Below are 2,433 nucleotides of genomic sequence, written 5' to 3' on the forward strand. Positions count from 1 at the left end.
GTACCAGCCAACAGATAAGTTGGCTGACAGACCGCTATCGCAGGCAAGCCAGCTCCCACATTAGGTTTGTGTTTGCCTCGGGTCAGGCGGCCTGCTGGAACTGCTGCCGATACTGGTTCGGTGACAGCTCGGTGTGCTGCCTGAACAACCGCGCAAAGAAACTCGCATCGTCATACCCCACCTCATAACTGATGGTCTTGATGCTCTTGCGGCTGCCCGAGAGCAGGCCTTTGGCCGTCTCGATACGCAGGCGTTGCAGATAGTGCAGCGGCTTGTCACCGGTCGCCGTCTGGAAGCGCCGCATGAAATTGCGGATGCTCATGCCATGTTCGCGGGCGACGTCTTCGAAGCGGAACTTGTCGGCGAAGTGTTCTTCGAGCCAATGCTGGATCTGCAGGATAATCACGTCCTGGTGCAGTTTCTGCCCGCCAAAACCGATGCGTCCCGGCGCGTAGCTGCGCTGCACTTCGTAGAGGATGTCGCGGGCCACGGCCTGGGCAATGTTGGCGCCGCAGAAGCGTTCGATCAGGTAGATGTAGAGGTCGCACGCCGAAGTAGTGCCGCCGGCGCAATACAGGTTGTCGGCGTCGGTGAGGTGCTTGTCCTGGTTGAGCTGGACCCGCGGGAAGCGTTCGCTGAAGGCGTTGAAGAAGCGCCAGTAGGTGGTCGCCTCCTTGCCATCGAGCAGGCCGGCTTCGGCCAGCCAGAACACCCCGGTGGCTTCGCCGCAGAGCACGGCGCCGCGTGCATGTTGTGCGCGCAGCCACGGCAGCACTTGCGGGTAGCGGGTGCAGAGGGCGTCGAAGTCGTCCCAGAAGGCCGGTAGCACGATGATGTCGGCGTCTTCCAGGCCGCCGTCCACCGGCATGATTACATCGCTGAAGCTGCGCACCGATTGCCCGTCGGGGCTGACCAGGCGCGTTTCGAACGCTGGGGTCAGGCCCAGGCCTTGTTGCTTGCCGTAACGCAGGCTCGCGAGGTGGAAGAAATCCTTGGCTTGCATGAGGGTGGAAGCGAATACCCGATCAATGGCCAAAATGCTGACGCGCCGCAAGGGCGTGGAGATTTGGTTAGACATAATTTCATTTATTCTTATAGGGGAAAGTGGTCACCAGACGGCTGGATCGTCTTATTTTTTGTCGCATGTGTCCAGTGTCCTGTGCTGCCTTCGCGGCATAGTCTCTGTGGGCTTGTTTTTGTCCGACAATCCCCGCAGGTGAGCCATGATCCCCAGAACCTTGTACAGCCCGGAACACGAACTCTTTCGCCAGAGCGTGCGCACCTTCCTCGAAAAACACGCCGTGCCGTTCCACGGGCAATGGGAGAAACAGGGCTATATCGACCGCGACTTGTGGAGCAAGGCGGGGGAGGCGGGGATGTTGTGCTCCCACCTGCCGGAGGCCTACGGCGGCTTGGGCGCGGACTTTCTCTACAGCGCGGTGGTGATCGAAGAGGTCAGCCGCCTGGGCTTGACCGGCATCGGCTTTTCCCTGCATTCGGACATCGTCGCGCCGTACATCCTGCATTACGGCAGTGAGGCGCTGAAGCACAAGTACCTGCCCAAGTTGATTTCCGGCGAGATGGTCACGGCCATTGCGATGACCGAGCCGGGCGCCGGTTCCGACTTGCAAGGGGTCAAGACCAGCGCCGTGCTGGACGGTGATGAGTACGTGATAAACGGCTCCAAGACCTTTATCACCAACGGTTACCTGGCCGAGCTGGTGATCGTCGTCGCCAAGACCGACCCCAAGGCCGGCGCCAAGGGCACCAGCCTGTTTCTGGTGGAAGCCGACACGCCGGGCTTCGCCAAGGGCAAGCGCCTGGAGAAGGTCGGCATGAAGGCGCAGGACACCTCCGAGCTGTTCTTCCAGGACGTGCGCGTGCCCAAGGAAAACCTGTTGGGCCAGGCCGGCGCAGGCTTTGCGTACTTGATGCAGGAACTGCCCCAGGAGCGTCTGACCGTGGCCATCGGTGCGCTGTCATCGGCCGAGGCGGCACTGGAGTGGACCCTGGCATACACCCGCGAGCGCAAGGCGTTTGGCAAGGCGATTGCGGACTTCCAGAACACCCGCTTCAAGCTGGCGGAGATGGCCACCGAGATTCAGATCGGGCGTGTGTTTGTCGACAAGTGCATGGCGTTACACCTGGAGGGCAAGCTGGATGTGCCTACCGCCGCGATGGCCAAGTACTGGGCTACGGACCTGCAATGCAAGGTGCTCGACGAGTGCGTGCAGCTGCACGGCGGCTACGGCTTCATGTGGGAATACCCGATTGCGCGGGCCTGGGCGGATGCGCGGGTGCAGCGGATTTATGCGGGGACCAATGAGATCATGAAGGAGATTATTGCGCGGGCGCTTTGATGATCTGTAGTGCTGCTGAGGGCCTCTTCGCGAGCAAGCCCGCTCCCACATTCGACCGCATTCTCATGTTGGA

Annotated in this window: 2 protein-coding genes; one reads left to right on the forward strand and one right to left on the reverse strand. The window is 61.1% G+C overall.

The window, feature by feature from the left end; all coding sequences use genetic code 11:
- Positions 1-82 precede the first annotated feature (82 nt).
- Entirely contained in the window at positions 83-1,003 is a 921-nt protein-coding gene (locus NUV89_RS29170; RefSeq protein ID WP_177325302.1) for a GlxA family transcriptional regulator, read from the reverse strand.
- A 220-nt stretch (positions 1,004-1,223) separates the two neighbouring features.
- Here NUV89_RS29170 and NUV89_RS29175 point away from each other — a divergent pair, with 220 nt between their 5' ends.
- Entirely contained in the window at positions 1,224-2,360 is a 1,137-nt protein-coding gene (locus NUV89_RS29175) for an acyl-CoA dehydrogenase family protein (RefSeq protein WP_257784041.1), read from the forward strand.
- Positions 2,361-2,433 lie beyond the last annotated feature (73 nt).

Source organism: Pseudomonas sp. 18.1.10 (assembly GCF_024655625.1).
Taxonomy (GTDB): Bacteria; Pseudomonadota; Gammaproteobacteria; order Pseudomonadales; family Pseudomonadaceae; genus Aquipseudomonas.

Bases quoted from the DNA above. Each gene is read 5' to 3' on its own strand.
- NUV89_RS29170 (WP_177325302.1), bottom strand. From the start codon at position 1,003: ATGCAAGCCAAGGATTTCTTCCACCTCGCGAGCCTGCGTTACGGCAAG.
- NUV89_RS29175 (WP_257784041.1), top strand. From the start codon at position 1,224: ATGATCCCCAGAACCTTGTACAGCCCGGAACACGAACTCTTTCGCCAG.